This is a genomic window from Enterobacter sp. Crenshaw, assembly GCF_024734705.1.
GTDB classification, from domain to species: Bacteria; Pseudomonadota; Gammaproteobacteria; order Enterobacterales; family Enterobacteriaceae; genus Enterobacter; species Enterobacter asburiae_B.
This window is the reverse complement of the sequence record NZ_CP102932.1, coordinates 367,610-393,822: the sequence shown is the minus strand read 5'-3', so window position 1 is coordinate 393,822 and position 26,213 is coordinate 367,610. Positions and strand designations below refer to the sequence as shown.

Annotated in this window: 21 protein-coding genes, 2 tRNA genes and 3 rRNA genes; 17 read left to right on the top strand and 9 right to left on the bottom strand. The window is 56.0% G+C overall.

Features of this window, described 5'->3' with window-relative positions; translation table 11 throughout:
• Positions 1-65 precede the first annotated feature (65 nt).
• From cutA to NWV12_RS01805, 3 genes are read left to right on the top strand one after another with little or no spacing between them, the layout of a single operon-like run.
• Positions 66-389: a divalent cation tolerance protein CutA gene (gene cutA, locus NWV12_RS01815; protein ID WP_014168278.1), complete on the top strand. Its 324-nt coding sequence runs from the start codon at positions 66-68 to the stop codon at positions 387-389.
• Complete coding sequence (locus tag NWV12_RS01810) at positions 365-2,056, top strand: protein-disulfide reductase DsbD (RefSeq protein ID WP_048980827.1); 1,692 nt, start codon at positions 365-367, stop codon at positions 2,054-2,056. The genes cutA and NWV12_RS01810 overlap by 25 nt, the downstream gene beginning before the upstream one ends.
• Positions 2,057-2,105: 49 nt before the next feature.
• Positions 2,106-2,681, top strand: a complete 576-nt coding sequence (locus NWV12_RS01805) for a transcriptional regulator (protein ID WP_032641387.1) — start codon at positions 2,106-2,108, stop codon at positions 2,679-2,681.
• Here the strand turns inward: NWV12_RS01805 and NWV12_RS01800 are convergent.
• Together NWV12_RS01800 and NWV12_RS01795 are read right to left on the bottom strand one after the other, a co-directional pair.
• Positions 2,678-3,268, bottom strand: a complete 591-nt coding sequence (locus tag NWV12_RS01800; RefSeq protein ID WP_048980825.1) for a LysE family translocator — start codon at positions 3,266-3,268, stop codon at positions 2,678-2,680. The two genes, NWV12_RS01805 and NWV12_RS01800, sit on opposite strands and share 4 nt — an antisense overlap.
• Before the next feature lie 36 nt (positions 3,269-3,304).
• A complete protein-coding gene (locus NWV12_RS01795) occupies positions 3,305-4,150 on the bottom strand; it encodes an AraC family transcriptional regulator (RefSeq protein WP_048980823.1) in 846 nt (281 codons plus the stop codon).
• A gap of 169 nt (positions 4,151-4,319) precedes the next feature.
• Here NWV12_RS01795 and NWV12_RS01790 point away from each other — a divergent pair.
• Positions 4,320-4,395, top strand: a tRNA-Phe gene (locus NWV12_RS01790).
• Between the two features lie 210 nt (positions 4,396-4,605).
• Here the strand turns inward: NWV12_RS01790 and rrf are convergent.
• The 4 genes from rrf to NWV12_RS01770 form a co-directional block, all read right to left on the bottom strand.
• Positions 4,606-4,721: ribosomal RNA gene (rrf, locus tag NWV12_RS01785) — 5S ribosomal RNA — on the bottom strand.
• A 69-nt stretch (positions 4,722-4,790) separates the two neighbouring features.
• Positions 4,791-7,696, bottom strand: a 23S ribosomal RNA gene (locus NWV12_RS01780).
• 183 nt (positions 7,697-7,879) lie between these two features.
• Positions 7,880-7,955 (bottom strand) — tRNA-Glu (locus tag NWV12_RS01775).
• A gap of 85 nt (positions 7,956-8,040) precedes the next feature.
• Positions 8,041-9,580 (bottom strand): 16S ribosomal RNA (locus NWV12_RS01770).
• Together the 16S, 23S and 5S rRNA genes with 1 tRNA gene alongside form the textbook arrangement of a ribosomal RNA operon.
• A 494-nt stretch (positions 9,581-10,074) precedes the next feature.
• On the opposite strand from NWV12_RS01770, the gene NWV12_RS01765 reads away from it, so the two are divergent.
• Positions 10,075-11,028 (top strand): nickel/cobalt transporter, encoded by a 954-nt coding sequence (locus tag NWV12_RS01765; protein WP_048979051.1) that lies wholly within the window; start codon positions 10,075-10,077, stop codon positions 11,026-11,028.
• Positions 11,029-11,061: 33 nt separating this feature from the next.
• Here the strand turns inward: NWV12_RS01765 and proP are convergent, their stop codons facing one another.
• The gene (gene proP / locus NWV12_RS01760; RefSeq protein ID WP_029740241.1) at positions 11,062-12,564 is read right to left on the bottom strand and encodes a glycine betaine/L-proline transporter ProP; all 1,503 of its coding nucleotides are present in this window, start codon (positions 12,562-12,564) and stop codon (positions 11,062-11,064) included.
• A gap of 648 nt (positions 12,565-13,212) precedes the next feature.
• On the opposite strand from proP, the gene kdgT reads away from it, so the two are divergent.
• Positions 13,213-14,205 (top strand): 2-keto-3-deoxygluconate transporter, encoded by a 993-nt coding sequence (kdgT, locus tag NWV12_RS01755; protein WP_048979052.1) that lies wholly within the window; start codon positions 13,213-13,215, stop codon positions 14,203-14,205.
• Positions 14,206-14,249: 44 nt separating this feature from the next.
• Here the strand turns inward: kdgT and NWV12_RS01750 are convergent, their stop codons facing one another.
• Both NWV12_RS01750 and crfC read right to left on the bottom strand, forming a co-directional pair.
• On the bottom strand, positions 14,250-15,125 hold the full coding sequence (locus tag NWV12_RS01750; protein ID WP_048979053.1) for a diguanylate cyclase regulator RdcB family protein: 876 nt from the start codon (positions 15,123-15,125) through the stop codon (positions 14,250-14,252).
• A complete protein-coding gene (gene crfC, locus NWV12_RS01745; RefSeq protein ID WP_048979054.1) occupies positions 15,122-17,467 on the bottom strand; it encodes a clamp-binding protein CrfC in 2,346 nt (781 codons plus the stop codon). Before crfC ends, NWV12_RS01750 begins: the two co-directional genes overlap by 4 nt.
• Positions 17,468-18,062: 595 nt before the next feature.
• On the opposite strand from crfC, the gene NWV12_RS01740 reads away from it, so the two are divergent.
• The 11 genes from NWV12_RS01740 to phnK all read left to right on the top strand — a co-directional run bounded on the left by NWV12_RS01740 (position 18,063) and on the right by phnK (position 26,213).
• Entirely contained in the window at positions 18,063-18,398 is a 336-nt protein-coding gene (locus NWV12_RS01740; RefSeq protein WP_023310096.1) for a zinc ribbon domain-containing protein YjdM, read from the top strand.
• Between the two features lie 80 nt (positions 18,399-18,478).
• Complete coding sequence (gene yjdN / locus NWV12_RS01735) at positions 18,479-18,916, top strand: VOC family metalloprotein YjdN (protein WP_033144440.1); 438 nt, start codon at positions 18,479-18,481, stop codon at positions 18,914-18,916.
• Positions 18,917-19,052: 136 nt separating this feature from the next.
• On the top strand, positions 19,053-19,841 hold the full coding sequence (gene phnC, locus NWV12_RS01730; RefSeq protein WP_023334215.1) for a phosphonate ABC transporter ATP-binding protein: 789 nt from the start codon (positions 19,053-19,055) through the stop codon (positions 19,839-19,841).
• A 24-nt stretch (positions 19,842-19,865) separates the two neighbouring features.
• Entirely contained in the window at positions 19,866-20,882 is a 1,017-nt protein-coding gene (phnD, locus tag NWV12_RS01725; protein ID WP_048976469.1) for a phosphonate ABC transporter substrate-binding protein, read from the top strand.
• A gap of 117 nt (positions 20,883-20,999) precedes the next feature.
• Complete coding sequence (phnE, locus tag NWV12_RS01720) at positions 21,000-21,779, top strand: phosphonate ABC transporter, permease protein PhnE (RefSeq protein ID WP_023334213.1); 780 nt, start codon at positions 21,000-21,002, stop codon at positions 21,777-21,779.
• A gap of 20 nt (positions 21,780-21,799) precedes the next feature.
• Positions 21,800-22,525, top strand: a complete 726-nt coding sequence (gene phnF, locus NWV12_RS01715; protein WP_023310091.1) for a phosphonate metabolism transcriptional regulator PhnF — start codon at positions 21,800-21,802, stop codon at positions 22,523-22,525.
• Positions 22,526-22,978, top strand: coding sequence for a phosphonate C-P lyase system protein PhnG (gene phnG / locus NWV12_RS01710; RefSeq protein WP_048979055.1), 453 nt, complete (start codon positions 22,526-22,528; stop codon positions 22,976-22,978).
• Entirely contained in the window at positions 22,975-23,559 is a 585-nt protein-coding gene (gene phnH, locus NWV12_RS01705; RefSeq protein ID WP_032662532.1) for a phosphonate C-P lyase system protein PhnH, read from the top strand. The genes phnG and phnH overlap by 4 nt, the downstream gene beginning before the upstream one ends.
• On the top strand, positions 23,559-24,623 hold the full coding sequence (locus NWV12_RS01700; RefSeq protein ID WP_048979056.1) for a carbon-phosphorus lyase complex subunit PhnI: 1,065 nt from the start codon (positions 23,559-23,561) through the stop codon (positions 24,621-24,623). Before phnH ends, NWV12_RS01700 begins: the two co-directional genes overlap by 1 nt.
• Positions 24,616-25,461: an alpha-D-ribose 1-methylphosphonate 5-phosphate C-P-lyase PhnJ gene (phnJ, locus tag NWV12_RS01695; RefSeq protein ID WP_033144435.1), complete on the top strand. Its 846-nt coding sequence runs from the start codon at positions 24,616-24,618 to the stop codon at positions 25,459-25,461. Before NWV12_RS01700 ends, phnJ begins: the two co-directional genes overlap by 8 nt.
• A complete protein-coding gene (gene phnK / locus NWV12_RS01690) occupies positions 25,458-26,213 on the top strand; it encodes a phosphonate C-P lyase system protein PhnK (protein WP_048979057.1) in 756 nt (251 codons plus the stop codon). Before phnJ ends, phnK begins: the two co-directional genes overlap by 4 nt.

Sequence of the window (26,213 nt, the reverse complement as noted above, 5' to 3'; positions counted from 1 at the left end):
GTTTCATTAATGACCAACCGCCTTGCGTGATATAGTGAAGCCTTTCGTGATGAGGAGGTCGACTTGTGAACACGCCTGATGCTGTTGTCGTACTGTGTACCGCCCCTGATGAAGCCTCTGCCCAGGATCTCGCCGCCAAAGTGCTGGCCGAAAAACTGGCTGCCTGCGTGACGCTCCTCCCTGGTGCCACCTCCCTTTATTACTGGGAAGGCAAGCTGGAGCAAGAGTACGAAGTCCAGATGTTGCTCAAAACCAATCTGGCGAATCAGCAGGCTCTCCTGGACTGCCTCAAATCTCATCATCCTTACCAAACCCCGGAGCTGCTGGTATTGCCAGTGGTTCATGGCGATAACGACTATCTCTCATGGCTCAACGCTTCCTTACGCTGATCCTGCTGCTGTGCAGCACGTCAGCTTTTGCCGGGTTGTTTGACGCGCCCGGCAGTTCGAACTTTATTCCTGCCGACCAGGCGTTTGTTTTCGATTTTCAGCAGAACCAGCACGATCTGACGCTCACCTGGCAGGTGAAAGAGGGCTATTACCTCTATCGCAAGCAGGTGAGTATTACCCCTGCCCAGGCAAACGTGGCCGCATTACAATTGCCCGCTGGCGAGTGGCACGAGGACGAGTTCTACGGTAAGAGTGAAATCTACCGCCAGCGCTTAAGCGTGCCCGTGACGGTGAATCAGGCGGATAAAGGCGCGACGCTGACGGTGACCTATCAGGGATGCGCGGACGCGGGATTCTGCTATCCACCGGAAACGAAAGTCGTGCCGCTCAGCGAAGTGAAAGCGTCTGCTGCTGTAACGCCGGTCCCTGCGGTTGAGAAAACCAACGACCGCGCTGACCTTCCGTTCTCAGCGCTGTGGGCGTTACTGATTGGTATCGGCATTGCCTTTACGCCGTGCGTGTTGCCGATGTATCCGCTCATCTCTGGCATCGTGCTGGGCGGCAAACAGCGTCTTTCTACTGCCCGCGCCCTGCTGCTGGCTTTTATATACGTGCAAGGAATGGCGCTAACCTACACAGCCCTTGGCCTTGTGGTTGCCGCTGCCGGGTTACAGTTCCAGGCGGCACTCCAGCACCCTTATGTTCTCATTGGCCTGTCAGCGGTGTTTATCCTGTTGGCGCTGTCAATGTTTGGCCTGTTCACGCTACAGCTGCCCTCTTCGCTGCAAACGCGCTTAACGCTGATGAGCAACCGTCAGCAGGGCGGCTCGGCAGGCGGCGTGTTCGCGATGGGTGCCATTGCCGGGCTGATTTGCTCTCCCTGCACTACCGCACCGCTGAGCGCTATCCTGCTGTACATCGCCCAGAGCGGTAACATGTGGCTCGGCGGGGGTACGCTGTACCTCTACGCGCTCGGCATGGGCCTGCCGCTGATTCTGGTCACGGTTTTCGGCAATCGACTTCTGCCGAAGAGCGGCCCGTGGATGGAGACGGTGAAAACCGCATTTGGTTTTGTCATCCTCGCGCTGCCGGTGTTCCTTCTTGAGCGTATCATCGGCGACGCCTGGGGTCTGCGCCTGTGGGCGATACTCGGCGTAGCATTCTTTGCCTGGGCGTTTATCGTCAGCCTGGGGGCGAAGAAGCCATGGATGCGCCTGGTGCAAATCCTGCTGCTGGCTGCCGCGCTGGTGAGCGTACGCCCTCTGCAGGACTGGGCGTTCGGCACACCGGTGAGTCAGACCCAGGCGCATCTGAACTTTACCCAGATAAAAAACGTGGATGAACTTAACAGCGCTCTGGCAGAGGCGAATGGCAAACCGGTGATGCTCGATCTCTATGCCGACTGGTGTGTCGCCTGCAAAGAGTTTGAAAAATATACTTTTAGCGATCCACAGGTGCAAAGCGCCCTGAAAGAGACCGTTTTGCTCCAGGCTAACGTGACCGCCAATAATGCGCAGGATAAGGCTCTGCTGAAGCAGCTTAACGTGCTCGGGCTGCCAACCATTCTGTTCTTCAATCAACAGGGCCATGAGCAGCCAGAACAGCGTGTAACCGGGTTTATGGATGCTGCGGCATTTAGCGCGCATTTGCGCAATCGCCAACCGTAAACAACACTTTAAGCGGGACAAACCGTTGGGAATAGCGGAGGAGATAACCGTGCAACGTGAAGACGTACTGGGACAAGCCCTGCAACTACTTGAGATTCAAGGGATCGCCAGCACCACGCTTGAGATGGTAGCCGACCGTATCGATTATCCCCTGGATGAACTTAAGCGCTTCTGGCCAGATAAAGAGGCGCTACTCTATGATGCCCTGCGCTATCTCAGCCAGCAGGTTGATGTCTGGCGCAGACAACTGATGCTGAATGAAGAACTGACCGCGGAGCAAAAGCTGCTGGCGCGCTATACCGCTCTGACGGAATGCGTCAGCAACAACCGCTACCCGGGTTGTCTGTTCATCGCCGCCTGCACTTATTTTCCTGACCCTGGCCATCCTATTCACCAGTTGGCGGATCAGCAAAAACGGGCGGCGCATGACTTTACCCACGAGCTGCTGACCACGCTGGAAGTCGATGACCCTGCGATGGTGGCTAAACAGATGGAGCTGGTGCTGGAAGGTTGCCTCAGCCGCATGCTGGTGAACCGTAGCCAGGCCGATGTGGATACGGCGCACCGCCTGGCGGAAGATATTCTACGCTTTGCCCAATGCAGAATGGGTGGAGCGCTGACCTAAGCCAGCATGCCCGCCCAGGCGGAGACGAGCAGACACAGCGCCATCAGGCGCTGAAACCGCACCATCGCCACGGTGGTGCGAAAAATTCGGTTCACCGCTTTACCCAACCACGCCCAGCACATCAAACAGGCTATCGAGATCAGCAGAAACCATAGCGCCATTAGCGCAATATCCCGCAATGCATGGTCGCCAGTTGGGGCAAACAGGCTGACGACGGCCAGCGCCATCATCCAGGTTTTGGGGTTCACGACCTGCAGCAGCGCCGCCGCCCGAGCGGTGAATCGGATACGGTGCTCAGCGGAGAGACGGGCTGCCGGGGCGCGAAACAGCTGCCAGCTCATCCAGCTTAGCCACAGCACGCCTGTCCAGCTCATTATCTGACGTATCAGAGGATACTGACGCAGCACTTCCCCCGCGCCCGCGCCTGATACCAGCACAATCGCACTGGCCGCGATACATCCGCCCAGAATAGCAGGTACGGTATTTTTTACGCCAAAGTGCTGGCTGTTCGTCAGCACGAGAATATTAGTCGGCCCCGGGGTAATGGAGGCGACAAATGCGAACAACAGAAAGGGTATCAAACTCACGGGTGGCTCCTTTTTATTAGAGCCATGAATGTGCCGTTATTTTTTGGAAACGTCTGGAAGGTTTGTGCACAACCGTCGGTAGTGTGCAGGAGAGATACGGTAAGCACGCTGAAACCAACGTCCCAGATGGCTTTGATCGGCAAATCCCACTGCGGCAGCCACATCAACAGGCTGGTCACCACGCGCCAGCAGCTGTCGGGCCTTTGCCAGGCGCAGCTGAATAAGCCATGCGTGTGGCGCCAGGTTGAACTCGCGCTTAAAACAGCGCGTCAGGGTAAAGCGATCCGTGCCCGTCTCGCGCGCAAGGTCTGACAGCCCTACGTTCTCGCCGATATGAGCAAAGAGATAGTCGCGCGCACGGTGCGCCACGGCAGCGCTTTGTAACTGCGACGGCAGTTTTTTACGCCAGTGGCAGTGGGCGGTGATCCGGGAGAGCAGATTATCCATTGTGCTCTGCTGAACGATTTTCATCTCGTCATTATGCAGGGTGGAAAATGTCTCACCGATAGCACGCACCAGCTGCGGCTCCCGCGTCAACGTTTGGGCAAAGTGGAGTGAATAACTCCCGGGAGTAGATTCGTAAAGCCCTTGTAGCGCACGGGTAAGCCAGCGCTCATCCAGATAGAAGGTCAAATAGGTAAAGCCGCCCTCTACAGGCGCATCACCGTCGTGGATCTCGCCAGGTTCGAGGAGAAATGCGTCGCCCGGCTGGCTACGATGACGCTCACGGCGGCAGTGAAACTGCTGCGTGCCGGAGAGGGTTATCCCTACCAGATAGCTATCGTGCCAGTGCGGATCAAAGGCATTACCTTCGAAATGCGCTTTAATCGTCTCAATACCCGTATCTGCATGCTGACGCAGTTCAAGCCAGTCATTCGCCATACTGTCCTCCTCTTGCTATCAGCATTGCCGTATTACACTGGTTGTGTCTGGAAGATTTGTGCATTTTCACGGCGAAAGCGGACAGATTGCCGCAAACTTAAGCAGTTGAACAGCTTTTCCCGAAATAATGTTGACGATCGAGCGTGATTGCGGTTTAATGCGCTCCGTTGCCCGGATAGCTCAGTCGGTAGAGCAGGGGATTGAAAATCCCCGTGTCCTTGGTTCGATTCCGAGTCCGGGCACCACTATTTAAAGAACCCAGCCTATGGCTGGGTTTTTGCTTTTCTGCGTTTATACATCCCTTCTTTGTATTCCTGTTTCTCTTTGCCGTGGTATCCGCTTGTCGGGCCTGTGAATTTTGTAGGCCGGATAAGGCGAAGCCGCCATCCGGCATGTTTTCCCGGGCGCAAAGCAAAAAACCCCGCACCTTACGGTACGGGGTTCTTCTAATTGATGCCTGGCAGTTCCCTACTCTCACATGGGGAGACCCCACACTACCATCGGCGCTACGGCGTTTCACTTCTGAGTTCGGCATGGGGTCAGGTGGGACCACCGCGCTAAAGCCGCCAGGCAAATTCTGTTTAATCTGTATCAGGCTGAAAATCGTGTCGTCTCTTCGCCGAAACAGCTTCGGCGTTGTAAGGTTAAGCCTCACGGTTCATTAGTATCGGTTAGCTCAACGCATCGCTGCGCTTACACACCCGACCTATCAACGTCGTAGTCTTCAACGTTCCTTCAGGACTCTCAAGGAGTCAGGGAGAACTCATCTCGGGGCAAGTTTCGTGCTTAGATGCTTTCAGCACTTATCTTTTCCGCATTTAGCTACCGGGCAGTGCCATTGGCATGACAACCCGAACACCAGTGATGCGTCCACTCCGGTCCTCTCGTACTAGGAGCAGCCCCCCTCAATTCTCCAGCGCCCACGGCAGATAGGGACCGAACTGTCTCACGACGTTCTAAACCCAGCTCGCGTACCACTTTAAATGGCGAACAGCCATACCCTTGGGACCTACTTCAGCCCCAGGATGTGATGAGCCGACATCGAGGTGCCAAACACCGCCGTCGATATGAACTCTTGGGCGGTATCAGCCTGTTATCCCCGGAGTACCTTTTATCCGTTGAGCGATGGCCCTTCCATTCAGAACCACCGGATCACTATGACCTGCTTTCGCACCTGCTCGAGCCGTCACTCTCGCAGTCAAGCTAGCTTATGCCATTGCACTAACCTCCTGATGTCCGACCAGGATTAGCTAACCTTCGTGCTCCTCCGTTACTCTTTGGGAGGAGACCGCCCCAGTCAAACTACCCACCAGACACTGTCCGCAACCCGGATTACGGGTCTACGTTAGAACACCAGCCATTAAAGGGTGGTATTTCAAGGTTGGCTCCACGCAGACTGGCGTCCACGCTTCAAAGCCTCCCACCTATCCTACACATCAAGGACCAGTGTTCAGTGTCAAGCTATAGTAAAGGTTCACGGGGTCTTTCCGTCTTGCCGCGGGTACACTGCATCTTCACAGCGAGTTCAATTTCACTGAGTCTCGGGTGGAGACAGCCTGGCCATCATTACGCCATTCGTGCAGGTCGGAACTTACCCGACAAGGAATTTCGCTACCTTAGGACCGTTATAGTTACGGCCGCCGTTTACCGGGGCTTCGATCAAGAGCTTCGCGTTGCCGCTAACCCCATCAATTAACCTTCCGGCACCGGGCAGGCGTCACACCGTATACGTCCACTTTCGTGTTTGCACAGTGCTGTGTTTTTAATAAACAGTTGCAGCCAGCTGGTATCTTCGACTGATTTCAGCTCCACCCGCAGGGGCTTCACCTACATATCAGCGTGCCTTCTCCCGAAGTTACGGCACCATTTTGCCTAGTTCCTTCACCCGAGTTCTCTCAAGCGCCTTGGTATTCTCTACCTGACCACCTGTGTCGGTTTGGGGTACGATTTGATGTTACCTGATGCTTAGAGGCTTTTCCTGGAAGCAGGGCATTTGTTACTTCAGCACCGTAGTGCCTCGTCATCACACCTCAGCGTTAATAAACGACCGGATTTACCTAATCGTTCCGCCTACATGCTTAAACCGGGACAACCGTCGCCCGGCTAACATAGCCTTCTCCGTCCCCCCTTCGCAGTAACACCAAGTACAGGAATATTAACCTGTTTCCCATCGACTACGCCTTTCGGCCTCGCCTTAGGGGTCGACTCACCCTGCCCCGATTAACGTTGGACAGGAACCCTTGGTCTTCCGGCGAGCGGGCTTTTCACCCGCTTTATCGTTACTTATGTCAGCATTCGCACTTCTGATACCTCCAGCACCCCTCACAGGACACCTTCAACGGCTTACAGAACGCTCCCCTACCCAACAACGCATAAGCGTCGCTGCCGCAGCTTCGGTGCATGGTTTAGCCCCGTTACATCTTCCGCGCAGGCCGACTCGACCAGTGAGCTATTACGCTTTCTTTAAATGATGGCTGCTTCTAAGCCAACATCCTGGCTGTCTGTGCCTTCCCACATCGTTTCCCACTTAACCATGACTTTGGGACCTTAGCTGGCGGTCTGGGTTGTTTCCCTCTTCACGACGGACGTTAGCACCCGCCGTGTGTCTCCCGTGATAACATTCTTCGGTATTCGTAGTTTGCATCGGGTTGGTAAGCCGGGATGGCCCCCTAGCCGAAACAGTGCTCTACCCCCGAAGATGAGTTCACGAGGCGCTACCTAAATAGCTTTCGGGGAGAACCAGCTATCTCCCGGTTTGATTGGCCTTTCACCCCCAGCCACAAGTCATCCGCTAATTTTTCAACATTAGTCGGTTCGGTCCTCCAGTTAGTGTTACCCAACCTTCAACCTGCCCATGGCTAGATCACCGGGTTTCGGGTCTATACCCTGCAACTTAACGCCCAGTTAAGACTCGGTTTCCCTTCGGCTCCCCTATACGGTTAACCTTGCTACAGAATATAAGTCGCTGACCCATTATACAAAAGGTACGCAGTCACACCACGAAGGTGCTCCCACTGCTTGTACGTACACGGTTTCAGGTTCTTTTTCACTCCCCTCGCCGGGGTTCTTTTCGCCTTTCCCTCACGGTACTGGTTCACTATCGGTCAGTCAGGAGTATTTAGCCTTGGAGGATGGTCCCCCCATATTCAGACAGGATACCACGTGTCCCGCCCTACTCTTCGAGTTCACAACCTGTGTGCTTTCGTGTACGGGACTGTCACCCTGTACCGTGCGACTTTCCAGACGCTTCCACTAACACACAAGCTGATTCAGACTCTGGGCTGCTCCCCGTTCGCTCGCCGCTACTGGGGGAATCTCGGTTGATTTCTTTTCCTCGGGGTACTTAGATGTTTCAGTTCCCCCGGTTCGCCTCGTTAACCTATGTATTCAGTTAACGATAGTGCAACGAATTGCACTGGGTTTCCCCATTCGGACATCGCCGGGTCAAAGGTTCATATCACCTCGCCGGCGCTTTTCGCAGATTAGCACGTCCTTCATCGCCTCTGACTGCCAGGGCATCCACCGTGTACGCTTAGTCGCTTAACCTCACAACCCGAAGATGTTTCACTTCTGATTGCGAAAATTTGAGAGACTCGAACACACCATTAAAGATGTGTCGTTTCAATTTTCAGCTTGATCCAGATTTTTAAAGAGCAAATATCTCAAACGTCACCCGAAGATGAGTTTTGAGATATGACGGCAGGTGACTTTCACTCACGAACCAGCAAGTGGCGTCCCCTAGGGGATTCGAACCCCTGTTACCGCCGTGAAAGGGCGGTGTCCTGGGCCTCTAGACGAAGGGGACGTGTAAGTCTCAATCGCAAGACGCCTTGCTATTTACTTTTCATCAGACAATCTGTGTGAGCACTACAAAGGCAGGTTCTTTAAGGTAAGGAGGTGATCCAACCGCAGGTTCCCCTACGGTTACCTTGTTACGACTTCACCCCAGTCATGAATCACAAAGTGGTAAGCGCCCTCCCGAAGGTTAAGCTACCTACTTCTTTTGCAACCCACTCCCATGGTGTGACGGGCGGTGTGTACAAGGCCCGGGAACGTATTCACCGTAGCATTCTGATCTACGATTACTAGCGATTCCGACTTCATGGAGTCGAGTTGCAGACTCCAATCCGGACTACGACGCACTTTATGAGGTCCGCTTGCTCTCGCGAGGTCGCTTCTCTTTGTATGCGCCATTGTAGCACGTGTGTAGCCCTACTCGTAAGGGCCATGATGACTTGACGTCATCCCCACCTTCCTCCAGTTTATCACTGGCAGTCTCCTTTGAGTTCCCGGCCGGACCGCTGGCAACAAAGGATAAGGGTTGCGCTCGTTGCGGGACTTAACCCAACATTTCACAACACGAGCTGACGACAGCCATGCAGCACCTGTCTCAGAGTTCCCGAAGGCACCAATCCATCTCTGGAAAGTTCTCTGGATGTCAAGAGTAGGTAAGGTTCTTCGCGTTGCATCGAATTAAACCACATGCTCCACCGCTTGTGCGGGCCCCCGTCAATTCATTTGAGTTTTAACCTTGCGGCCGTACTCCCCAGGCGGTCGACTTAACGCGTTAGCTCCGGAAGCCACGCCTCAAGGGCACAACCTCCAAGTCGACATCGTTTACGGCGTGGACTACCAGGGTATCTAATCCTGTTTGCTCCCCACGCTTTCGCACCTGAGCGTCAGTCTTTGTCCAGGGGGCCGCCTTCGCCACCGGTATTCCTCCAGATCTCTACGCATTTCACCGCTACACCTGGAATTCTACCCCCCTCTACAAGACTCTAGCCTGCCAGTTTCGAATGCAGTTCCCAGGTTGAGCCCGGGGATTTCACATCCGACTTGACAGACCGCCTGCGTGCGCTTTACGCCCAGTAATTCCGATTAACGCTTGCACCCTCCGTATTACCGCGGCTGCTGGCACGGAGTTAGCCGGTGCTTCTTCTGCGGGTAACGTCAATCGACAAGGTTATTAGCCTTATCGCCTTCCTCCCCGCTGAAAGTACTTTACAACCCGAAGGCCTTCTTCATACACGCGGCATGGCTGCATCAGGCTTGCGCCCATTGTGCAATATTCCCCACTGCTGCCTCCCGTAGGAGTCTGGACCGTGTCTCAGTTCCAGTGTGGCTGGTCATCCTCTCAGACCAGCTAGGGATCGTCGCCTAGGTGAGCCGTTACCCCACCTACTAGCTAATCCCATCTGGGCACATCTGATGGCAAGAGGCCCGAAGGTCCCCCTCTTTGGTCTTGCGACGTTATGCGGTATTAGCTACCGTTTCCAGTAGTTATCCCCCTCCATCAGGCAGTTTCCCAGACATTACTCACCCGTCCGCCGCTCGTCACCCGAGAGCAAGCTCTCTGTGCTACCGCTCGACTTGCATGTGTTAGGCCTGCCGCCAGCGTTCAATCTGAGCCATGATCAAACTCTTCAATTTAAGTTTGATGCTCGTGAATTAAACTTCGTAATGAATTACGTATGTTCACTCAGAGACTTGGTATTCATTTTTCGTCTTGCGACGTTAAGAATCCATGTCACTTTGAGTGCCCACACAGATTGTCTGATAAATTGTTAAAGAGCAGTGCAACGCGGCTTTCGCTCACCGTTGCGAGGTGGCGTATATTACGCTTTCCTCTTTCAGAGTCAACCCGTTATTTCAGAATTTTTCTCTTCAACCGACCGGCTTGTTTGTGAAGTGTTTCACATCCGCCGTGTCGATGGAGGCGCATTATAGGGAGTTCTCAGCAGGCCGCAACCGCTAAATGTCAGAAAAATGACTGACTGCTGCATTCCACAGCAAAACCCCGCCTTATACCCTTTTATGCACAAAGTTATCCACAATCATGAGCGGATCGCGAGGCGATCCTACGTATTGAGCGGGAAGATCAACTATACTAGCGGCAAATAATCTCCCCTGTGCAGGCCTCCCTCATGACCACACAACGCCTCGCCCGCGACTGGCGTCTCCCTACCGCAGGTTTGCTGCTGCTGGCAATCCTCTTTGCGGGTTTTACCCTGCATGCGCACTGGAACGCTTTTATCCAGTGGTGTCTCGCCACGCAAATTACGCTGCACCGCTATCTGGTGATGTATCTGCTGCAGCTTAATAACCACCAGTACAGCGGCGGATTATGGCTGTTAACGGGGGCTTTCCTTTATGGTGTCCTTCACGCCATCGGACCCGGACACGGAAAGTTCATCGTGACGACCTATCTGACCACCAATAAGGAAACCGAACTGGCCGCCCGGGTTGTCCCCTTCCTGGGTAGCCTGATGCAGGGCGTCAGCGCCATTCTGTTTGTCTTTATTCTGGCGGTGGGGTTTAACCTCGCCTCAGGGGATATCAGTACCAGCCGCTGGTACGTGGAGAAGATAAGCGCTGTGCTTATTGGCGCATTTGGTGCATTCGTTATTTACCAGGCGCTGAAGAGCCTGCGCCCGCACAGGATGACTATCTCCGCCATCAAGCCGCTTCATCAGCATGATGAACACTGTGGCTGCGGCCACCACGGCGTGGGGGTAAACCTGACACAAGGCGACTGGAAAACGCGCCTGGGCGTCATTCTGGCGATTGGTGCACGCCCGTGCAGCGGGGCGATCATGATTCTGATGTTTTCGAACGCGCTGGGCATTGTCACCTGGGGGGTGGCCGCGGTCATGACCATGTCTTTGGGCACCGCACTTTCTATTGTGGGGCTTTCCCTGGCTGTACGTTACGCCCGCGAGCGCACGGTGACCTGGTTCGGAGAAAGCGCCTCATTGAGATGGTTGGTACCGGCAGTCAAAATAGCCGGAGGGATAGTCCTGATCCTGTTTGCGACGGTGCTGTTCCTGACGGTGATCCCCGTCAGTGCCAATGGCGACTACATCGCTGCCGGATGCTAATAAAAGAAAACCCGCCGTTGGCGGGTTTCTTTATTACTCGTTGATGCGTGGATGCTGGTCCACCAGTCGGGAGCGTTTTTTCTGCAGCTCTTCAATCTCTGCGTCAATATCCTCAATCTTCTGCTCTACGTTATCGTAGTGCTCGCGCAGGATCTCTTTCGCTTCCTGGATGTCAGACGCCGCAGGCGTTGCGCCTTTCAGAGGGCGATTCGCCGTCTCCTTCATGGTAAGACCTGTAATCAAACCAATCACCGCAATCACCATCAGGTAATAAGCCGGCATCATCAGGTTCTGCGTGCTCTCGACCAGCGAGGCGGCAAGCGTCGGGGTCAGACCGGCAATCAGCACCGAGATGTTAAAGGCCGCGGCCAGCGCGCTGTAGCGAATATGCGTCGGGAACATCGCGGGCAACGTGGAGGCCATCACCCCGATAAAGCAGTTAAGGATCACCGCCAGCATCAGCAGACCGGCAAAAATCAGCCCCAGCACATCACTGTTAATCAGAATGAATGCCGGAATTGCCAGAGCAAACAGCGCAACGCTTCCCAGGATAATGAACGGTCGACGACCAAAACGGTCACTCAACAGGCCCATAATCGGCTGCACAAACAGCATACCCACCATGATGGCGATAATAATCAGCACACCGTGATCTTCCGAGTAGTGCAGGTTATGCGACAGATAGCTCGGCATGTAGGTCAACAGCATGTAGTAGGTCACGTTGGTCGAAATCACCAGACCAATACAGGTCAGCAGGCTGCGCCAGTGCTTAGTGGCAATCTCTTTGAACGACACCTTCGGACCATCCTGCAGCCCTTCGCGGTCACCCTGTTCCAGTTTTTCGACGTGCTGCTGGAAAGCAGGCGTCTCTTCCAGCGCATGACGCAGGTAAAGACCAATAATCCCCAGCGGCAATGCCAGGAAGAACGGGATACGCCAGCCCCAGTCGAGGAAGTTATCTTCGCCCACCACGGTTGAAATCAGTACGACTACGCCCGCGCCCATGACAAACCCGGCAATCGAGCCGAAGTCCAGCCAGCTCCCCATAAATCCGCGCTTACGGTCCGGGGAATACTCGGCGACGAAGATCGAGGCACCGGTATATTCACCGCCGACGGAGAAGCCCTGCGCCATCTTACAAATCAGCAGGAGAATGGGTGCCCAAATGCCGATGGTGGCGTAAGACGGTATAAGGCCGATACAGAATGTACTGATCGACATAATGACGATGGTGATGGCCAGGATCTTCTGACGACCATATTTATCGCCGAGCATACCGAAGAACAGACCGCCCAGCGGGCGAATCAGGAAGGGAACGGAGAACGTACCCAGCGCGGCAATCATCTGCAGGCTGGGATCGGCCCCGGGGAAAAACACTTTACCTAACGCATAGGCCACAAAGCCGTAGACACCAAAATCGAACCATTCCATCGCATTACCGAGCGAGGCTGCGGTAATGGCTTTACGCAGCTTTGCGTCATCAATGATGGTGACGTCGCGAAGCGTGATGGGTTTAATCTTTTTCCTTCTTAGCATAGCTATCCTCGTTGACTCGGCCCTGTCTGTTTCACAGTCCAGTTAGCGTTCTGTGAACCATGGGATCCGCTCCATGCGAATCGCCTTATTCAAGCGTAGCAGGTTTACTTACATTGACGTTTTACGTCGATACAACCGAACCTGTTGACGCCTGCCTGGGCAGTTAATGACCTTTTTACCCTACCAGCGTTTATATTTGTGATCAACTTCACACATATTTTCGTGTCTGGTCAACTCAGGCAAATTTTTGTCAAGGAGTGCCAATAAGTACTTCCTTACCCCACCTAAAGAACATCCTCCCGCACGTCATTATTTCTTTCGTAACAGAAAAACAAACCACGTTAATTCACATCAGGTTTACATAAATTTTCATCAGCAGGAACCGGCCTCAAGTTTTACATTGAATATGTGATAAAGATAACTAAAACGATGTTTTATTTTCATTGAATCAATATTCCAATGATCGCATCATAAATCCGAATTCAGCGTTTTACGTGTTTAATGAAAAGGTTAATTGAGAGCACGCATTTAATTTTGTTGCAGGGCTTTCGAAAAAACACCACAAGCAATACGAGCAATCAATTGAATTTATTGACTAATTTTTAACACCTATCCCCCGTACTGCGGGATCCGATGTGAGGTTTGTCTATGAAGATTAAAGCCACGATAGAACGTATACCCGGCGGCATGATGCTGGTTCCGCTGGTACTGGGCGCGATCCTGAATACCCTTGCTCCCAATACCGGAGCTTATTTTGGCGGTTTCACAAAAGGCATGATAACAGGCACGGTTCCCATTCTTGCCGTCTGGTTTTTTTGTATCGGCGCATCCATTAATTTACGGGCAACGGGGACAGTATTACGGAAATCCGGCACGCTGGTGATCACCAAAATAGCCGTAGCCTGGGCAGTGGCAATGATATGCGCGATGTTCATTCCGGAGAATGGAATTCAGACCGGGTTCTTTGCGGGTTTATCGGTCCTGGCGATTGTCTCGGCGATGGATATGACCAACGGCGGATTGTACGCCAGCCTGATGAATCAGTACGGGACGAAAGAAGAGTCCGGCGCATTTGTGTTGATGTCTCTGGAGTCCGGCCCATTGATGACGATGCTGATCCTGGGGTCTGCTGGCCTGGCCTCGTTTGAACCGCACCACTTTGTCGGCGCAATCCTGCCCTTCCTGGTCGGTTTCGCCCTTGGCAATCTCGACCGCGATCTGCGTGATTTCTTCAGCAAAGCCACGCCGGTGCTGATCCCGTTCTTCGGTTTCGCACTGGGGAACACCATCAACCTGAAGGTCATTCTCGATACCGGCCTGCTGGGCATTGTGCTGGGTGTCGCCGTGATCGTCATCACCGGTATTCCGCTGATTATTGCCGACCGCATAATCGGAGGAGGAAACGGCACGGCCGGCGTCGCCGCCTCTTCAGCCGCGGGTGCTGCTGTTGCAAACCCGGTGATTATCGCCCAAATTAACCCGGCCTTCGAACCGGTCGCCGCTTCAGCAACGGCGCTGGTTGCCGCGAGCGTGATCGTCACCGCGATTCTGGTCCCCATCATCACGGCGCTGTATGCGAAACGCTACGGGAATATGCAAGAGACCCTGCCTGAACCGAAGCCGATAGAAATGAATCATTAACACACCGCACCGTTCCCTCTCCCAATGGGGAGAGGGGGAGAGATTTAGCCAAAAATCTCTTCCACCATCCCGTCCACCAGCCGTTTTGCCGAACAGAGTCTCGGCATGCCCAGCGCGACGGTCTGCCAGTTTTGCGTCACTGACCAGCTCACCGGATGTTGATCCGCCTGACACCAGTCCCCCAGCCAGCCCAGCATGTCTTTATGATCGATTAAACCCGGAGAGGCCGGCGTTGTCAGCCACTGGTGATAGAAATGGCGGGTCGTGGGGGACGCATTGATGCCCTGTGCCAGATAGTTAGCCGCCATGCTGCGCAGGTTATCCTTAAGCATTGCCGCCACATCTTCATTCGCGAGGCGGCATGCGTCACCAAATGCCCCCCAGCGCAGCTCTTCCAGGACGATAAAACAGCGCCCGGCCAGCGACCAGCCATCATAATGCCCGGCCCGCCAGCGGGTAAAAATCTGCTCGCTATGCTCACCCGCCTGCACCGTCAGCCCGCGCTGGGTTAGCGCCTTCTCTTTATAGGCGGCGCGTTGGGTAAAATGAGAAGCGAGTTCAGCGTACTGCTGCATCAGACCGGGGGACTGCTGGGCGCGCGGGTGCGTCTGCTGGCGCAAAGCAATCAGTTTCTCTGCCATCAGCGTCAGCGCGAGATGACCCGGGTCAAGCATGCCGGCCAGTTTTTCCGCCAGTCCCAGGCGCAGCGCCGCATTTTCATTGAGCATACCCGCCATCGCCCAGGGGCGCAGCCGGGTATGCGTCATGATTTCCTGAGTCAAACGCTCACGAAACTGAAGCTTTTGTGGTCCCAGGTGAGGATGACGCGCCGCGTCCACTCCCTGAACCAGATCGACCATAAATTTTGGATTAATACACTCCAGCGTTCGCCCGGGGCCGTCCAGTAGTGGTGTTGTCATGGTTGCTCTGCCGCGAATAGAGTTTGAATATCATCGCGTAACAGTCGGGTATCTTCCTGTATCCACGCCGCAGTCGTAATACTTTGCTTCAACAGCTGGCAGAGCGCTCGGGTTGAATGCTCATTCTGTTGACGCACTGCGAGGCTATCACGCAAGCTTTCCTGTAACCCGGTCAGGCACAGCGAGAATTCTGCAAAGAACGTCGCCATTCCTGCCGTAACAGAGACATCGACCTGCGCGGACAAAGCTTTACGTATTTGTTCACAAAACAGCTCAATATGTTGCTTAAATTTGTCATGTAGCTGCGCAATATCGATAACATAGCGCGTGCGCGTTTCCACATACTCAGCCCAGCCCCAGCCCGGATTATTGAGCCAGCGAGAGACCGTTTCTCGCATGCTGCTCCCGCCTGATGACGGGCCTGCCTGGCTGTCATCCTGCGCTATCGCATCGTTAAACAGCGCCCGCGTATTGAAGTTGAGCTGGTGAGCCTGAAACGCCGGGAAACTGATTCGCGCCCGAAAGCCCGCATGGCTCAGATGCTCTTTAATACGCGTTTCGATGGGGCGCATGGCTTCGTTCAGGGAACGCGCCAGCGTAGATTCAAGCTGGTCGAAGCGTAACGCCAGCTCCCGGCAGATTTTCGTCTGTGCATCCAGCATCACCAATTCGCAGGAGGAGCGGATTTTACTCAGCGCGATCTGCGCCTGCCCTTCATCGTCCAGAACCAGCTGCTTCAGCTCGTCATCGTGAGGGTTCTGCCGATCGATACCTGCCAAATCAAGAATATGCTGAGCGCTGAACACCTCGCCAATCGCCTGGTTAAGCGCGGTTTTTTGCGCTCCCATAAAGTCCGCTGTAGCGTTCAGCGCCTCCTCAACTTCATGTTTCACCTCATCGCTCACCGCGCTCTGACGCGTCTGGAGAAGCGCCATGTCCTCTTCCAGACGTGCGATATTCAGTTCCAGAGCCTCAAAGGCAACCGTCAGCCCCTGATAGCGGAAGTCGAGGTACTCCCGGGCATTTTGTGCGTAGTTGAGCAGCTTATGCGAGGCCGAACGCAGCGCGTAAAGCGAGGCATTGGCATAGGCGGCGTAAATCAGCTTGCGTATCGGTTGTTCGAAAAGCGAATCTTCCCAGAGCAAATCGGCAGCATGACGAATATGGTCGATATCGTCCAGGTCCGCCGTACGCCAGCGTCGCCCAAGCGCCGCTTCGGCAAAGTCCTGTACCCAGGGTTGCTCCTGATGATCCGGCAGTTGTCCGTGGGTACTCATCTCGTAGCGAGCGCGGTTCGCCAGATAGGCCCACATGGACGAAACGGGGTAGATCTGGCCAGGCGAAATATTGCCTTTCATTAAGGTGCCGGAGATCATCGCCCGGATCTGCTCTTCATCGTCGCTATTGCGATCTTTCTGATCGAATTTATTGACCAGCGCATACAGCGGCACGGATTTTCCCGCCGCGGAAATAGCCTGGCGGACTTCTTCATCAGAGATGGATTTAAGCTGGGTATAATCCATCACGGCCAGCACTGCCGATGCGCGGGACAACTGCTCGCTGAGCATTTTTTGCAGGTGCGGCTGTCCGGCCTCATTCGGCCCGGGCGTATCGAGCAGCGTCAGCTGTCCGAGGTGAGCATCCAGACCCGCAAGATGCACGAACTCCACTTCAATCACCGGAATATGTTCGATAGCCGCATACTCAGAGAACGGAAACTCCACCCCTAACGCCTGGGAAAGCCTCACCAGGTCGTTGAGGCTTTTCAGACAATGAAATATCGGCTGCGCGCCCAGGTGATGCTTCTCAAAAGCCTCTCCTTTTTCAATGCGCTCCAGCAGCGTATTCATGTCTTTATCAATTTCCAGATGCTGGGCCAGCTTTCCGCGATCGTAATCGCATAGCTTTTTCTGAAGCAGTTGGATCAATTCATCAATGGGCGAGGCATGTGAGAAATGCAGCACCGGCTCCTTCTGACCCGGCGTGTGGCGAATCAGGGTAGGAAGCGCCGTCATCGGACGATTGCGGTTCGGCAACACTTCGGTCCCCACAATCGCATTAATGGTGGTCGATTTCCCCGCTTTCATAGTGCCAACAATAGCCAGGACCATTTCCAGCCGGGTTATTTTTCGTAATTCATTATTCAGCATCGCCTGCTGCGCTTCGACACCGCGCGCGCTAAAATGCAAAGGTAAAACGTTGTTCTTTTCACCCGTAATAGCAGCCGCGGTGCTCTCCAGCATAGCAGTCGGCATTGATTTCAACGTATCAAGGTTTTGCCGGGCGAGCTGTAGCAAACGCTCAGCTTCCTGGCTTAATTCAAAAATGGTCTGTGTGTGCATGATAAAAGCCTTTCCTTAACGCAAATTTATTACTTTTATTAAGCCACTGGTATTAATTATGTTGTTCAGGCTTATATGATCACGTGTGGAAAACATGTCCGCCGAAATATAACTGATTGATGATAATCAGAAATAATTCGCTATCCTTGCATGGCGTGTATAGCTCCCCTCCTGGCCTGACGGCCAAAGGAAAAAAGCGTAGCCCAATTTTAAGAAACTTCAGGATATATCATCATTATTTACCCACCTAAAAAGAGAGGTAATACGCCCCTGCCAAAAGATATGGATGGCAGCGAAGTCAGGAGATAAATAACAATGTGTCGCTTCACCTTATCCGAAATGAAGGAGCGTAGCAATTTGCTGCAATAAAATATTCGATATATTTAGCGTCATTTCTTCCCAACGTGTTAATGAGGTAAGCATCGCTTAACTGACTGACAGGAAGTGTCACTCCCGATACGCTTTTTGCATTTTTTTAATTCACAATGTCACCGACAAACGTGTGGATTTGCGCTATACTTGCCGCCTTTTTCGGCACGCTGCCGTCATTTAGCTGGCACTTTCCAGCGCGTTTACACTTTTTGAGGATACCGATATGTCACTCCCACACTGCCCAAAATGCAATTCTGAATACACCTATGAAGATAATGGCATGTTCATCTGCCCGGAATGCGCTCACGAATGGAATGATGCCGAACCATCACACGATGCAGATGCACTTGTCGTAAAAGATGCGAACGGCAATTTGCTGGCGGACGGCGACAGCGTAACCGTGATTAAAGATCTGAAAGTGAAAGGCAGTTCTTCCATGCTGAAGATCGGCACCAAAGTGAAGAATATCCGTCTGGTTGAAGGCGATCATAATATCGACTGCAAAATTGACGGCTTCGGTCCGATGAAGCTGAAATCAGAGTTCGTGAAAAAGAACTGATTTACCCGCCCGGTGGCGCTTCGCTTACCGGGTTTTCGGGAACTACACTTAACGGGCTTTTCTTACGTGAGGTAAAGATTATGCCGTTAAGTCCCTACATCTCTTTTGCCGGCAACTGTGCAGAAGCCACTTCTTTCTACCAGCAAGCCGTCGGCGCAGAGCTTCTCTATAAAATCACCTTCGGCGAAATGCCAAAAAGCGATAACAGCGAAGAAGGCTGTCCGTCCGGTATGCAATTTCCGGATTCGGCTATCGCTCACTCCAACGTCCGCATTGCGGGCAGCGATATCATGATGAGCGACGGGATGCCGCCGGGAAGCAACGCGCAGTACGCGGGCTTCACGCTGGTTCTCGACACCCAGGACGTTAATGAAGGCAAACGCTGGTTCGACAACCTCGCCGCGGGCGGGAATATCGACATGGCCTGGCAGGAAACCTTCTGGGCACACGGTTTCGGTAAAGTCACCGATAAATACGGCGTGCCGTGGATGATTAACGTCGTTAAGCAGCAGCACTAATTTTCGGGCGGTGGGCGCTCTGCCTCCGCCTGTCATCAAACTCCGCTCAACTCTTCAAACTCCCGCAACCCAGACTTAACCCAAATGTCACATTGATGCGCCAGCATGAGGCCACATTTATCGTGAGGCCCAGCACATGCAAACCGTCATCCGCGTCGAGAAACTGAGCAAGACCTTCAATCACAATAAGGCTCTGCATGCCGTTGATCTGACCGTCCAGCAGGGCGAAATGGTGGCGCTGCTGGGGCCATCCGGTTCCGGTAAATCCACTCTTCTGCGTCATTTAAGCGGTCTTATCACCTGCGATAAAACGCCGGAAAGCCACGTCGAGCTGCTGGGCAATACCGTGCAGCGCGCGGGGCGTCTCGCCAGCGATATCCGCAAGAGCCGCGCCCAGACGGGCTACATCTTCCAGCAGTTCAACCTGGTGAACCGCCTGACGGTGCTGGAGAACGTCCTGATTGGCGCGCTCGGCAGCACCCCGTTCTGGCGCACCTGTCTGCGCTGGTTCTCCCCTTCGCAGAAGCAGGAAGCCTTACAGGCGCTGACCCGCGTCGGCATGGCGCATTTCGCCCACCAGCGCGTCTCCACCCTGTCCGGTGGACAACAGCAGCGCGTGGCGATTGCGCGCGCGCTGATGCAAAAAGCGCAAATCATTCTCGCTGACGAACCCATTGCCTCGCTGGACCCGGAGTCCGCCCGCATCGTGATGGAAACCCTGCGCGACATTAACCAGAACGACGGCATCACCGTGGTGGTCACGCTGCATCAGGTGGATTACGCCCTGCGCTACTGCGAACGCATTGTCGCCCTGCGTCAGGGACACGTGTTCTTTGATGGCGCGAGCCATCAGTTTGATAACGAACGTTTTGACCATCTCTACCGCAGCATTAACCGCGTCGAAGAGAACGCGCAGGCTGCTTAATTAAACCCGATCCGAGGAAAGTACATGAGCTACAAAGCCGTTGCCGCGCTGGCCTTTACCAGCATGTTCAGCCTCAGCACCCTGTTAAGCCCGGCGTATGCACAAGAGCAGGAAAAAGCGCTGAACTTCGGCATTATTTCGACGGAATCACAGCAGAACCTGAAGCCTCAGTGGGAACCGTTCCTGAAAGATATGGAAACTAAGCTGGGGATCAAAGTGAACGCCTTCTTCGCCCCGGACTATGCGGGCATCATCCAGGGGATGCGCTTTAATAAAGTGGACATCGCCTGGTACGGCAACCTCTCCGCCATGGAGGCGGTGGACCGCGCGAACGGCCAGGTGTTTGCCCAGACCGTCGCGGCAGATGGCTCCCCGGGCTACTGGAGCGTGCTGATCGTGAATAAAGACAGCCCGATCAACAACCTCAACGACATGCTCGCCAAACGCAAAGAGCTGACCTTCGGCAACGGCGACCCGAACTCCACCTCCGGCTACCTTGTCCCTGGCTACTACGTCTTCGCCAAAAACAACGCCTCCGCAAGCGACTTCAAGCGCACGGTGAACGCCAGCCACGAAACCAACGCCCTGGCCGTGGCCAACAAGCAGGTGGACGTCGCCACCAACAACACCGAGAACCTCGACAAGCTGAAAACTTCCGCGCCGGACAAGCTGAAAGAGATCAAGGTTATCTGGAAATCGCCGCTGATCCCGGGCGACCCGATCGTCTGGCGTAAAAATCTCTCCGAGAGCACCAAGGACAAGGTGTACGACTTCTTCATGACCTATGGCAAAACGCCGGAAGAGAAAGCAGTCCTGGCGCGCCTGGGCTGGGCACCGTTCCGCCCGTCAAGCGACCTGCAGCTGGTCCCGATTCGCCAGCTGGCGCTGTTTAAAGAGATGCAGGGCGTGAAGGACAACAAAGGGCTGAAGGACGAGGAGAAGACCAGCAAAGTGGCCACCATTCAGGCACAGCTGGAAGACCTCGACCGCCTGACCGCCGCGCTCGGTGCGATGACGAGCGTGAATAAAGCGGTGCAGTAGTGCCTTTCTCCCTCTCCCCGTGGGAGAGGGCCGGGGTGAGGGCATCAGCGCGCACATTTCCCCCTCACCCTAACCCTCTCCCTTAAGGGAGAGGGGACTAAACCCAAAGGAGCCAACATGCAAACCATCACCCTCCCGCCGCCGAAGCGCAGCTGGTTCTCGCTCATAAGCTGGGCCATCCTGCTGGCGGTGCTGGTTATCTCCTGGAAGGGCGCCGAAATGGATCCGCTGCTGCTCTTCAAGGACGCGGGCAACATGGCGACCTTCGCCGCCGACTTCTTCCCGCCGGACTTCAGCCAGTGGCAGGATTACCTCAGCGAAATGGCGGTCACCCTGCAAATCGCCGTCTGGGGCACCGCCCTTGCCGTCGTTCTCTCCATTCCCTTTGGCCTGATGAGCGCCGAAAACATCGTGCCGTGGTGGGTATACCAGCCGATGCGTCGCCTGATGGACGCCTGTCGCGCCATCAATGAAATGGTCTTTGCGATGCTGTTCGTGGTCGCCGTTGGCCTGGGTCCGTTCGCCGGCGTGATGGCGCTGTTCATCCACACCACCGGCGTGCTTTCCAAGCTGCTCTCCGAAGCGGTCGAAGCCATCGAGCCCGGCCCGGTGGAAGGCATCCGCGCAACGGGCGCCAACAAAATCGAAGAGATCCTGTACGGCGTCCTGCCGCAGGTTATGCCGCTCCTGATCTCCTACTCCCTGTACCGCTTTGAGTCCAACGTCCGCTCCGCGACGGTGGTCGGCATGGTGGGCGCAGGCGGGATTGGCGTCACCCTGTGGGAAGCGATTCGCGGTTTTCAGTTCCAGCAAACCTGCGCCCTGATGGTGCTCATCATCGTCACCGTCAGCCTGCTGGATTTCCTCTCTCAACGTTTGCGTAAGCACTTCATCTGAGAAGCGAGGCTTTGTTTTCTATGCACTTATCCAGACATCCGACCAGTTATCCCACCCGCTGGCAAGAGATTGCGGCAAAGCTCGAAGTGGAGCTGCGCACGCACTACCGCTGCGGGGACTACCTGCCCGCCGAGCAGCAGCTTGCCGACCGCTATGAAGTGAACCGCCACACCCTGCGTCGCGCCATTGACCAGCTGGTCGAGCGCGGCTGGGTCCAGCGCCGCCAGGGCGTGGGCGTGCTGGTGCTGATGCGCCCGTTCGACTACCCGCTGAACGCCCAGGCGCGCTTTAGCCAGAACCTGCTGGATCAGGGCAGCCACCCGACCAGCGAAAAGCTGCTCTCGGTATTGCGCCCGGCCTCCAGCCACGTGGCGGACGCGCTGGGCATTCAGGAGGGCGACGACGTCATTCACCTGCGCACCCTGCGTCGCGTTAACGGCGTGGCGGTATGCCAGATAGACCACTACTTTGCGGACCTCGCCCTCTGGCCCGTACTCCAGCATTTCTCCAGCGGCTCGCTGCATGATTTTCTTCAGGATGCGACCGGCATTGCGCTCAAGCGCACCCAGACCCGCATCAGCGCCCGTCGCGCGCAGGCGAAAGAGAGCAAGGTGCTCGAAATCCCCAATATGGCCCCGCTGCTCTGCGTACGCACCCTCAACCACCGTGACGGCGAGATCAACGCGACGGAATACTCCGTCAGCCTGACCCGCGCCGACATGATCGAATTCACCATGGAGCACTGAATGCACTTCGACACCGCCACCCGACAGCGCTGGATGCGCGTGCTGGCCCACAGCCAGCCTGCTGCGCTGGCTGCCCGCATGAACGCGCTCAGCCTGACGCCAGACTACGACACCCTTCGCGCCCCGGAGATCGGCCTCGTTCAGATCCAGGCGCGCATGGGCGGCACCGGCGAGCGCTTTTTCGCCGGAGATGCCACCCTCACCCGCGCGGCAATCCGCCTGAACAGCGGCACGCTGGGCTACAGCTACGTGCTGGGGCGCGACAAAGCGCACGCCGAGCGCTGCGCGGTGATCGACGCGCTTTTACAGGAACAACCCTATTTCCAGACGTTAATGGAAAACCTTATTGCCCCGCTGGAAGCCGACCGCGCCGCGCGCATTGCCGCACGTCAGGCCGAAGTGAACACCAGCCGGGTCGACTTCTTTACGCTCGTTCGCGGAGACAACGCATGACGCTTCAACCTGCTTTTACCCTGGCCGTCCAGGATGCCCAACACAGTTTTCGTCGCCTGCTGAAAGCGATGAGCGAGCCGGGCGTGATCGTCTCGCTGCACCAGCTCTCCCAGGGCTGGCTGCCGCTGAATCTGGCGACCACCAGCGTGCTGCTGACGCTTGCCGACAACGACACCCCGGTGTGGCTTTCAGGCGCGCTGTCGAACGATATCGCCAGCCAGAACCTGCGTTTTCACACCAGCGCCCCGCTGGTCGATCAGCCCCAGCAGGCGGTTTTTGCCGTGGCTGACGAGCAAATCAGCCATGAGCAATTAAACGCCCTGAGCGAAGGCAGCGCCGTCGCCCCGGAGACCAGCGCCACGCTGATCCTGCAGGTCTCCAGCCTGAGCGGCGGCCGCATGCTGCGCCTCACGGGGGCAGGCATCGCCGACGAACGCATGGTCGCGCCGCAGCTGCCGGAGTGCATCATTCACGAGCTGACCGAGCGCCCGCACCCGTTCCCGCTGGGCATTGACCTGATCCTGACCTGCGGCGAGCGCCTGCTGGCAATCCCGCGGACCACCCACGTGGAGGTGTGCTGATGTACGTTGCCGTCAAAGGGGGCGAGAAGGCCATCGCCGCCGCCCATGCGCTACAGGCGCACAGACGACGGGGCGATGAACGGCTTCCCGAGCTGAGCGTCGCCCAGATTGAGCAGCAGCTAAACCTCGCCGTCGACCGCGTGATGACCGAGGGCGGCATCGCCGACCGCGAGCTGGCGGCGCTAGCCCTGAAGCAGGCCAGCGGCGACAACGTGGAGGCCATCTTCCTGCTGCGCGCCTACCGCACCACGCTTGCCAGACTGGCGGTCAGCGAGCCGGTGAACACGGCGGAGATGCGCCTGGAACGCCGCATTTCTGCCGTTTATAAAGACGTTCCCGGCGGCCAGCAGCTTGGCCCCACCTACGACTACACCCACCGCCTGCTGGATTTTACCCTGCTGGCGAACGGTGAATCGCCGCAGCTGAGCACCTCCGACGCCGAACAGGAACCGTCTCCGCACGTCTTCAGCATGCTGGCAAAACAGGGCCTGGCGAAGACGGAAGAAGATTCAGGCGCGCAGCCGGATGACATCACCCGCACGCCGCCAGTTTACCCGTGCTCGCGCTCGTCCCGCCTGCAGCAGCTGATGCGCGGCGACGAAGGCTATCTGCTGGCGCTGGCCTACTCCACCCAGCGCGGCTACGGGCGCAACCACCCGTTTGCGGCCGAAATTCGCAGCGGCTATATCGACGTTGAAATCGTACCGGAAGAGCTGGGTTTTGCGGTGAACGTCGGCGAACTGCTGATGACCGAGTGTGAAATGGTTAACGGTTTCGTCGCCCCGGAAGACGAAGACCCGCACTTTACCCGCGGCTACGGGCTGGTGTTTGGCCTCGGCGAGCGCAAGGCCATGGCCATGGCGCTGGTCGACCGCGCACTCCAGGCACCGGACTACGGCGAGCACGTTGCAGGCCCGGCGCAGGACGAAGAGTTCGTGCTGGCCCACGCGGATAACGTTGAGGCCGCTGGCTTCGTCTCGCACCTCAAGCTGCCGCACTACGTCGATTTCCAGGCCGAACTGGAACTGCTGAAACGCCTGCAACGGGAGCGCAAAAATGGCTAACTTAAGCGGCTACAACTTTGCCTATCTGGATGAGCAAACCAAACGCATGATCCGCCGCGCCATCTTAAAAGCGGTGGCCATTCCGGGCTATCAGGTGCCGTTCGGCGGCCGCGAAATGCCGATGCCCTACGGCTGGGGCACGGGCGGTATACAGATCACCGCCAGCGTGATCGGCGAGGCGGACGTGCTGAAGGTCATCGACCAGGGCGCCGACGACACCACCAACGCCGTGTCGATCCGCAGCTTCTTCCAGCGCGTAACCGGCGTCAATACCACTGAAAAAACCGAAGACGCAACGCTGATCCAGACCCGTCACCGCATCCCGGAAACCCCGCTCACTGAAGATCAGATTTTGATTTTCCAGGTGCCGATCCCGGAGCCGCTGCGCTTTATCGAGCCGCGCGAAACGGAAACCCGCACCATGCACGCGCTGGAAGAGTACGGCGTCATGCAGGTGAAGCTGTATGAGGATATCGCCCGCTTCGGCCATATCGCCACCACCTACGCCTACCCGGTGAAGGTGAACGGGCGCTACGTGATGGACCCGTCGCCAATCCCAAAATTCGATAACCCGAAGATGGACATGATGCCCGCCCTGCAGCTGTTCGGCGCCGGGCGCGAAAAGCGCATCTACGCCGTCCCGCCTTACACCCGCGTGGAAAGCCTGGATTTCGACGATCACCCGTTTACGGTGCAGGAGTGGGACGAGCCGTGCGCCATCTGCGGATCCAAACACAGCTATCTGGACGAGGTGGTGCTGGACGATACGGGCAAACGGATGTTTGTCTGCTCCGACACCGATTACTGCCGCCAACAGAGCGAGGCGAATAGCCAATGAAACCGCTGCTTTCGGTTAATAACCTGACTCACCTGTATGCGCCGGGCAAAGGCTTTAGCGACGTGTCGTTCGAGCTGTGGCCGGGCGAAGTGCTGGGGATCGTCGGCGAGTCCGGCTCCGGCAAAACCACCCTGCTGAAGTCCATCTCCGCGCGCCTGACGCCGCAGAACGGCGACATTTTGTATGAGGGCACCTCGCTGTACGGCATGAGCGAGGCCGGACGCCGCCGCCTGCTGCGCACCGAGTGGGGCGTGGTACATCAGCACCCGATGGACGGCCTGCGCCGTCAGGTCTCTGCCGGGGGCAACATCGGCGAACGCCTGATGGCCACCGGCGCGCGCCACTACGGCAACATCCGCGCTACCGCCCAGCACTGGCTGGAGGAAGTGGAAATCCCCGCCTCGCGCATCGACGACCTGCCGACGACCTTCTCCGGCGGGATGCAGCAGCGCCTGCAGATTGCCCGCAACCTGGTCACCCATCCGAAGCTGGTGTTTATGGATGAACCCACCGGCGGGCTGGACGTCTCCGTGCAGGCGCGCCTGCTCGACCTGCTGCGCGGTCTGGTGGTGGAGCTGAACCTCGCGGTGGTGATTGTCACCCACGATTTAGGCGTTGCGCGCCTGCTTGCGGACCGTCTGCTGGTGATGAAGCAGGGCCAGGTGGTGGAAAGTGGGTTAACCGACCGGGTGCTCGACGATCCACACCATCCGTACACTCAGCTGCTGGTGTCGTCCGTATTGCAGAATTAA

What these genes read in the sequence shown, in the direction of transcription:
- NWV12_RS01810 (WP_048980827.1), top strand. Translation starts at nt 365, where the DNA reads ATGGCTCAACGCTTCCTTACGCTGATCCTGCTGCTGTGCAGCACGTCA.
- proP (WP_029740241.1), bottom strand. Translation starts at nt 12,564, where the DNA reads ATGCTAAGAAGGAAAAAGATTAAACCCATCACGCTTCGCGACGTCACC.
- kdgT (WP_048979052.1), top strand. Translation starts at nt 13,213, where the DNA reads ATGAAGATTAAAGCCACGATAGAACGTATACCCGGCGGCATGATGCTG.
- NWV12_RS01750 (WP_048979053.1), bottom strand. Translation starts at nt 15,125, where the DNA reads ATGACAACACCACTACTGGACGGCCCCGGGCGAACGCTGGAGTGTATT.
- crfC (WP_048979054.1), bottom strand. Translation starts at nt 17,467, where the DNA reads ATGCACACACAGACCATTTTTGAATTAAGCCAGGAAGCTGAGCGTTTG.
- NWV12_RS01740 (WP_023310096.1), top strand. Translation starts at nt 18,063, where the DNA reads ATGTCACTCCCACACTGCCCAAAATGCAATTCTGAATACACCTATGAA.
- phnK (WP_048979057.1), top strand. Translation starts at nt 25,458, where the DNA reads ATGAAACCGCTGCTTTCGGTTAATAACCTGACTCACCTGTATGCGCCG.
- phnG (WP_048979055.1), top strand. Translation starts at nt 22,526, where the DNA reads ATGCACTTCGACACCGCCACCCGACAGCGCTGGATGCGCGTGCTGGCC.
- NWV12_RS01700 (WP_048979056.1), top strand. Translation starts at nt 23,559, where the DNA reads ATGTACGTTGCCGTCAAAGGGGGCGAGAAGGCCATCGCCGCCGCCCAT.
- phnJ (WP_033144435.1), top strand. Translation starts at nt 24,616, where the DNA reads ATGGCTAACTTAAGCGGCTACAACTTTGCCTATCTGGATGAGCAAACC.
- phnF (WP_023310091.1), top strand. Translation starts at nt 21,800, where the DNA reads ATGCACTTATCCAGACATCCGACCAGTTATCCCACCCGCTGGCAAGAG.
- phnE (WP_023334213.1), top strand. Translation starts at nt 21,000, where the DNA reads ATGCAAACCATCACCCTCCCGCCGCCGAAGCGCAGCTGGTTCTCGCTC.
- NWV12_RS01765 (WP_048979051.1), top strand. Translation starts at nt 10,075, where the DNA reads ATGACCACACAACGCCTCGCCCGCGACTGGCGTCTCCCTACCGCAGGT.
- phnH (WP_032662532.1), top strand. Translation starts at nt 22,975, where the DNA reads ATGACGCTTCAACCTGCTTTTACCCTGGCCGTCCAGGATGCCCAACAC.
- phnC (WP_023334215.1), top strand. Translation starts at nt 19,053, where the DNA reads ATGCAAACCGTCATCCGCGTCGAGAAACTGAGCAAGACCTTCAATCAC.
- phnD (WP_048976469.1), top strand. Translation starts at nt 19,866, where the DNA reads ATGAGCTACAAAGCCGTTGCCGCGCTGGCCTTTACCAGCATGTTCAGC.
- NWV12_RS01795 (WP_048980823.1), bottom strand. Translation starts at nt 4,150, where the DNA reads ATGGCGAATGACTGGCTTGAACTGCGTCAGCATGCAGATACGGGTATT.
- yjdN (WP_033144440.1), top strand. Translation starts at nt 18,479, where the DNA reads ATGCCGTTAAGTCCCTACATCTCTTTTGCCGGCAACTGTGCAGAAGCC.